A 6048-nucleotide genomic window follows, 5' to 3' on the forward strand; every position below is an offset into this window, starting at 1 on the left:
ACGTGGGGTGGCTGGGACCCAGCCACCCCACAGCCGTCAGTTCGGCACCGTCAGCACGATCCGGCCTTCGCAGTCCCCGGATTCGAGCAGGCGGTGCGCCTCGGCGGCCTGCGCCAGCGGCAGCGTGGTGTGCGGCATGCTCGCCGTGCCCGCGGCCACCCACTCGATCGCGCGGCGCGCGGCGGCCTCCGCGGCGGTCGGATCCTGCATCAGCAGTCCGCCGACGTTGAAACCCAGGACGGCGCGGTTGGCGAGCCACAACTCGTTGGCACCGACTCGCACGTCGTCCTCTCCGCTCGCATTGCCCACGGCGAGAAGCCGGCCCAGCGGCGCGAGCACCTCGAGGCTCTCGGCACGCAACCGGCCGCCGACCGGGTCCACGACGATGTCCACCGAATCGATGCCCGCGTCCGACAGGGCGCTGCGAAATCCGTTGCTCGACACCACCAGGTCGTATCCGTACCGCTCGGCCTCCGCGGCACGTCGGGCAGACCGAACCGTGCCCAGCACCTGCGCGGCGCCGAGCCGACGGGCCACCTGCGCGGTGATGCCCGACAGGGCTCCTGCGGCGCCGTGGATCAGCACCTGGCTTCCCGGACCGACATTGCCCGCGAGTTCCAGCGACAGCAGCGCCGTAGTGGTGTTCGGGACCAGCGCCACCGCCTCGGCCGGATCGAGGCGAGGGTCCACGGAATCGAGCGGGATCGTGATGGCCGCATCGGCCACCGATACCTCCGCATAGCCGCCCGCGGTCGGGCGAGAGAGCGTCACGACAGGCTGGCCGGCCCGCAGATGATGCACGCCGGCACCGACTTCCCGCACTGTTCCCGCCACCTCGAGGCCGGGCACGATCGGTGGTGTCCCGCCGAACTCACCACGACGCATGAGGACGTCCGCCAACCCGACCGCGGCGTGCGAGACGTCGATACTCACCTGGCCGGGCCCCGGCTCCGGAACGGCGAGCTCGGCCGTCTCGAGGACGTCTACTTCGCCGAAACGTGAAATGGTGATCGCGCGCATGGCCTACCTCGTCATCTCGTCGTCGCACGGGTACGGCCGCCACCGTAGTACGGTGACGGCCGCGACGAGCCCTCCGAGCGTGCTGTCAGTGGTTGCCGATCTCCAGCACGAGCTTGCCGGTGTTGGCGCCGTCGAACAGCAGATTGAGTGTGCGGCCGAAGGCCTCGACGCCCCCGGTCTCGACCTGTTCGCGGGTCACGATCTCGCCGGCGCGGATCCACTCCGACATCGCGTCCATGCCCTCGGGGAACCGGTCGAGGTAGTCGAACACGATGAACCCCGTCATCGACGCCCGGTTGACCAGTAGCGACAGGTACCGGGACGGGCCGGGCTGCGGGTCGGTGGCGTTGTATCCGGAGATCGCGCCGCACAGCGCGACCCGGGCGTTCTTGCGGAGCCGGGCCAGTGCGGCGTCGAGGATCTCGCCGCCGACGTTGTCGAAGTAGATGTCGATTCCGTCCGGTGCGGCGGCGCGCAGGGCCTTGCCGACCGATTCGGACTTGTAGTCGATCGCCGCGTCGAAACCCAGCTCCTCCGTCAGCCACGCGCACTTCTCCGGGCCGCCGGCGATGCCGATCACCGTGGCGCCCTTCAACTTCGCGATCTGCCCGGCGATACTCCCGACCGCTCCGGCCGCCCCCGAGATGAGCACGGTGTCGCCCTTCTCCAGCTTGCCGATGTCGGTGAGGCCGAAGTAGGCGGTCATCCCCGGGAACCCGAGCGCGCCCAGCCACGTCGGCGCCGGGGCGAGCGACTCGTCGACGGCGAGTGCGCCGCGGCCGTCGGAGAGCGCGAACTCCTGCACGCCGAACTGTCCGGAGACGAGCTGTCCCTCCGGGAACTTCGCGTTCTTCGACGCCACCACCCGGCCGACGGCGTGGGTGCGCATCACCTCACCGATCGCCACCGGCGGCACGTACGACTTCACGTCGTCGAGCCACCCGCGCATCGCGGGATCGAGGGACACGTAGTCCACCTTCACGGTGAATTCGCCGTCCGCGGGTTCGGGGATCGGTTCCGACGTGATCTCCCAGGTGGAGTCGTCGGGACGGCCGACCGGACGCTTCGCCAGTCGGACCTGCCTGTTCACGGATGTCACGGTGTTCACCTTTCGGGTACTTCTGCGGTCAGTGCGTCGTTCTTCAGTGCGGTCCGGTCGATCGACCGCTTGAGGATCTTTCCGGTCGACCCCTTCGGGAGGGAATCGACGATCGCGACGATCCGGGGAATCTTGTATGCGGACAGTCGTTCCCGCGCCCAGCTGGTCAGTTCGCCGCCGTCCAGACCGGAACCGGGGACGGTGGCCACGACCGCGGCCACCTCCTCGCCGTAGTGATCGTCGGGAACACCCACGACGGCGGCCTCGAGGATGTCGGGATGTGTGTACAACACCTCCTCGACTTCGCTCGGGTACACGTTGTAGCCGCCGCGGATGATGAGGTCCTTGACCCGGTCGACGATGCGCAGATCCCCGTCCGCATCGATCTCGCCCAGATCCCCCGTGCGCAGCCAGCCGTCCGAGTCCAGGACGGCCGCGGTGTCGGACGGCCGGTTCCAGTAACCCTTCATCACGGTCGCCCCCTTCACGAACACCTCGCCGACGCTGCCGGGAGGGCAGGCGGTGTTGTCGTGGTCCCGTACCTGGACCTCCAGCCGGGGAACCGCGCGTCCGGTGAAGCCGATCTTTCCGCCGCGGTCGATGTCGTTGAACGTGCCGAACGCGGTGGTCTCGGTGAGCCCGTATCCCTCGAGGATGGTGCACCCGAAGCGGGACTCGAATTCGCGGGCCACTTCGCCCGGCAGCGACGCGCCCCCGGAGATGGCAATGCGCAGTTGCGTGAAGTCCTGCGAGTCGGCGCCGTCCGCGGCGTGGAGCATCGCGTTCCACATCGTCGGCACCCCGGCCATGATCGTGAGGCGGTCGCGTCGGAGGAGAGCGAGCATCGCGGCCGGGTCGAACCGGGCCAGCAGCGACAGCGACCCGCCGCCCGTGAACGTCGCCATCATGACCGAGGCCTGGCCGAAGACGTGGAACAGCGGAAGCCCCGTGCCCGTCCGGTCGTCGGTCGAACCGCGACTGCATTCGGCGCCGATCTCACCTCCGGACAGCAGGTTCCCGACCGTCAGCTCCGCGCCCTTCGGCCGCCCGGTGGTGCCGGACGTGTAGAGGATGGCGGCGGTGTCGTCGCGGTCCCGCTCGGCGACGGGAACCGGCTCGGCGTCCGATGCCGCGGCGTCGGGTGCGAGCGTCCAGACGGGGATGTCCAACGCGGACGCGGCGTCGCCGATCGCGGGGCCGAGTTCGTGCCACACGACGGCGAGCGCGGCGCCGGCGTCGGTGAGAACGTACTCGGTCTCGGGCCGGGTGGACATCGTGTTCACCGGGACCACGACGCACCCCGCCGCCTGAATTCCCAGATACGCCACCACGAACTCGGGCACGGAGGGTGCGGCCAGGAGAATTCTGTCGCCGGGGGACAGGCCCGCTTCGGTGAGTGCTCCCGCATATCGGGTGCTCGCGTCGCGCAACTGTCCGTAGGTCAGGGTGCTGTCCGCACCCCGTAGTGCGATGTTGCCGGGAGTGGCGTCCGCGTGGCGGGACACCGGATCGATCACATTTGCCATGTCGTCAACCTCCGACGCGGTACAGGGTTTTCCGGCCTCGACGGCACGGGCGGTTATCCGGCCTCTACGACGCGGGCGACGGACTCGGACACGACCACCGGCTTGTCGGAGCCCTCACGCTCGACGATCTGACTCATCGTCACCTGGATGCCGCCCCCGACCTGTTCCGCGGACTGCACGGTGGCGCGCATCCGGATGCGTGAACCCACCGGCACCGGCGCGGGGAAACGGACCTTGTTGTAGCCGTAGTTCAGGCTGTGGGCGAAACCGTCGAACCGCAGCAGGGTCGCCGACAGTGCCGGTCCGAGAGACAGGCTGTACAGCCCGTGCGCGATGGTGCCGCCGAGTGGGCTGGCGGCGGCGCGCTCGGGATCGATGTGGATCCACTGGTGGTCGCCGGTCGCGTCGGCGAAGGCGTTGACTCGTTCCTGGGTGACGTCGTGCCAGTCGGTGGGGCCCAGCTCCTTGCCGATCAACGCCGTGAGCTCGTCGAAGCTCGCGGGGCGAACGGGCAGTGCGGTGGTGTCGGTCATCTGTCTCCCTCAATTCCGGGTGGTGCGGGGCCTGGATGTGTCACGTTGGCTGCATCGAACTTCGAGGTGTTCGCCGAACTCCGACACTTGAACTTGACGACGGATTCAACTATACAAAAGAGAGACGCGAGTCACAACGCACGGCGAAGGAGAGGACACCTCGTGAAGGTTGCACAGAAGGTCGCCATCGTGACCGGCGGTGGAGGCGGAATCGGCGGGGCGATCGCGGACCGTCTCGCCGACCAGGGCGCCAAGGTGCTGGTCGCCGATCTCGACCCGAACGCCGCCGCCGCGGTTGCGGACGGAATCAACGCACGTCACCCCGGAACGGCCGTCGCCGAAGGCGCCGACGTCGCGGACGCCGATCAGATCCGCCGCATCATCGATCGCGCGGAGACCGAGTTCGGCCCGGTCGATCTCTACTTCGCCAACGCCGGCATCGCGGGAGCGCCCGGCCTCGATGCCGACGACGCCGGCTGGGATCTCGCGATCGACGTCAACGTCCGCGCCCACATCCGCGCCGCCCGGCAACTCGTGCCGAAGTGGGTCGAGCGGGGCGAGGGGTACTTCGTGTCGACCGCGTCCGCGGCCGGGCTCCTCACTCAAATCGGTTCGGCCACCTACGCGGTCACCAAGCACGCGGCCGTCGCGTTCTCCGAATGGCTGTCGGTCACGTATGGGGACAACGGAGTTCGCGTCAGCTGCCTCTGTCCGATGGGCGTCGAGACGAAGTTGATGCGCTCCGGCGAGAACTCGGGTGATCCACTCGGCGTCGCGGCCACCCGCGCCGTCGTCTCGGCAGGCGACGTGCTGCAGCCCGAGCAGGTCGCCGACATCGTGCTCGACGCCGTGGACCGGGAGACGTTCCTGATCCTGCCCCACGAGAGCGTCCTCACCATGTACCGGCAGAAGGGATCCGACTACGACCGCTGGCTGCGCGGGATGCGCCGCTACCAGAGTTCGCTGCTGGAGCACGCGTGACCCCCGAGCACGCAGACCTGGTCCTCGCCGAGCGGCGCGGACCGGTCCTGGTGCTGACGTTCAACCGGCCGGACAAGCTGAACGCCTGGACCGACGACCTCGAGGACCGGTACTTCACGCTGCTCGGCGACGCCGAGGACGACCCGGACGTCCGCGCGATCGTCGTGACCGGAGCCGGGCGCGGGTTCTGCGCCGGCGCCGACCTCGGACGCCTGCAGGCCGTCGGTGACGTCTCCGAAGCGGACCTCCTCCGGCCGCGCCCCCGCGATCTTCCCGCAACACTGCGCAAACCGCTGATCGGGGCGATCAACGGGGTCGCCGCCGGTCTCGGAATGGTGGAAGCCCTCTACTGCGACGTCCGGTTCGCCTCGGCGTCCGCCCGGTTCACGACCGCCTTCGCCAAGCGGGGACTGATCGCCGAATACGGCATCTCCTGGCTGCTGCCCCGGCTCGTGGGACGCAGCCGCGCCACCGACCTGCTGCTGTCGAGCCGCATGGTCGATGCCGAGGAGGCGTTGCGCATCGGACTCGTCGACCACCTCGTGCCGGACGGTTCGGTCGTCGACGCCGCGGTCGCCTATGCCGAACAGCTGGCGACGCACTGCTCCCCGACGTCGATGGCCGTCATCAAGGACCAATTACAGAACGATGCGGACGGCACCTACGCCGAGTCCGTGGCCCGAGCGGAAGGCCTGATGTTGCAGGCGTTCCGCGGGGCCGATCTCGTCGAGGGCGTACAGAGTCACCTCGACAAGCGCACACCCACGTTTCCCTCACTACCCGTCAGGAGTTCCCATGTCCCTGTTTGACATCTCGGATCGCGCCCAGCAGTTGCAGATCGATCTGCTGGAGTTCATGGATTCGCATGTGTATCCGGCGGAGGCGGTGT

At 68.8% G+C, this 6048-nt stretch carries 6 protein-coding genes; 2 read left to right on the forward strand and 4 right to left on the reverse strand.

The annotated features are described in order from the left end of the window. Positions 1–36 precede the first annotated feature (36 nt). The 4 genes from QM806_RS35145 to QM806_RS35160 all read right to left on the reverse strand — a co-directional run bounded on the left by QM806_RS35145 (position 37) and on the right by QM806_RS35160 (position 4178). Positions 37–1020 (reverse strand): quinone oxidoreductase family protein, encoded by a 984-nt coding sequence (locus QM806_RS35145; RefSeq protein ID WP_005568267.1) that lies wholly within the window; start codon positions 1018–1020, stop codon positions 37–39. A gap of 85 nt (positions 1021–1105) precedes the next feature. Next, the gene (locus QM806_RS35150) at positions 1106–2119 is read right to left on the reverse strand and encodes an NADP-dependent oxidoreductase (RefSeq protein ID WP_037207579.1); all 1014 of its coding nucleotides are present in this window, start codon (positions 2117–2119) and stop codon (positions 1106–1108) included. A 5-nt stretch (positions 2120–2124) separates the two neighbouring features. After that, positions 2125–3645 (reverse strand): AMP-binding protein, encoded by a 1521-nt coding sequence (locus tag QM806_RS35155; protein WP_005264565.1) that lies wholly within the window; start codon positions 3643–3645, stop codon positions 2125–2127. 53 nt (positions 3646–3698) lie between these two features. Then, positions 3699–4178, reverse strand: coding sequence for a MaoC family dehydratase (locus QM806_RS35160; protein ID WP_005264564.1), 480 nt, complete (start codon positions 4176–4178; stop codon positions 3699–3701). A gap of 162 nt (positions 4179–4340) precedes the next feature. Here QM806_RS35160 and QM806_RS35165 point away from each other — a divergent pair, with 162 nt between their 5' ends. Together QM806_RS35165 and QM806_RS35170 are read left to right on the forward strand one after the other, a co-directional pair. Further along, complete coding sequence (locus QM806_RS35165; RefSeq protein WP_005264555.1) at positions 4341–5159, forward strand: SDR family oxidoreductase; 819 nt, start codon at positions 4341–4343, stop codon at positions 5157–5159. Beyond that, entirely contained in the window at positions 5156–5968 is an 813-nt protein-coding gene (locus QM806_RS35170) for an enoyl-CoA hydratase-related protein (RefSeq protein WP_005568265.1), read from the forward strand. The genes QM806_RS35165 and QM806_RS35170 overlap by 4 nt, the downstream gene beginning before the upstream one ends. Positions 5969–6048: the final 80 nt, after the last annotated feature.

The organism is Rhodococcus sp. IEGM 1351, from assembly GCF_030056875.1.
GTDB lineage: Bacteria > Actinomycetota > Actinomycetes > Mycobacteriales > Mycobacteriaceae > Rhodococcus_F > Rhodococcus_F opacus.

Coding starts and splice junctions, on each gene's coding strand:
- QM806_RS35145 (WP_005568267.1), bottom strand. CDS start 1,020: ATGCGCGCGATCACCATTTCACGTTTCGGCGAAGTAGACGTCCTCGAG.
- QM806_RS35155 (WP_005264565.1), bottom strand. CDS start 3,645: ATGGCAAATGTGATCGATCCGGTGTCCCGCCACGCGGACGCCACTCCC.
- QM806_RS35160 (WP_005264564.1), bottom strand. CDS start 4,178: ATGACCGACACCACCGCACTGCCCGTTCGCCCCGCGAGCTTCGACGAG.